Genomic DNA, 499 nt, shown 5'->3' with positions numbered 1-499 from the left:
ACCTGTTCTCGATACATTTCTCCCCTCAGCTTCCGCCTCGGTAAAAACACTCGAACTGACGGTTTTGAAATTTGTATCGAGAACGACTAAGGGAAGGTTTGAAGAAATTTACTTTGAAAAATTCTTCTTTGCCAAATTAGGGAGTTCACTAAACTCACCTGCAATAAGGGCTTCCTTTTTTGCACGAGACCAGTTTTTTACTTGTTTTTCTATGGCTATGGCGTAGTTAATATCTCTGAACTCTGCGTAATACACTAGAGCAACCGGTAGCCTTTGGGAAGTGTAACTGTCAGGATATTTGGAAGATTGATGTTCAAACAGACGCTTATTGAGGTTGAAAGTGACACCTGTGTAGAAAGTGTTGTCAGAACATTTCAGGATATAGACGTAGCTGTTTTTCATTTAATTAATATACAGTTTTTTCTTCTTCGGCTGTATAAGTAATTTTTAACATTGTCTTGTTCTCGATACTTTTTTTTTCCTCAGCTTCGCCTCGGTA

At 38.1% G+C, this 499-nt stretch carries 1 protein-coding gene; it reads right to left on the bottom strand.

Translation table 11 applies throughout. The annotated features are described in order from the left end of the window. Nucleotides 1-108: 108 nt before the first annotated feature. A complete protein-coding gene (locus ON07_RS13480; RefSeq protein WP_010232498.1) occupies nucleotides 109-402 on the bottom strand; it encodes a GIY-YIG nuclease family protein in 294 nt (97 codons plus the stop codon). Nucleotides 403-499: the final 97 nt, after the last annotated feature.

The sequence above is a fragment of the Gillisia marina genome (genome assembly GCF_000258765.1).
Taxonomy (GTDB): Bacteria; Bacteroidota; Bacteroidia; order Flavobacteriales; family Flavobacteriaceae; genus Gillisia; species Gillisia marina.
The sequence above is the reverse complement of the archived record's forward strand: the minus strand, read 5'-3'. Positions and strand labels throughout refer to the sequence as shown.

Coding starts and splice junctions, on each gene's coding strand:
- ON07_RS13480 (WP_010232498.1), bottom strand. CDS start 402: ATGAAAAACAGCTACGTCTATATCCTGAAATGTTCTGACAACACTTTC.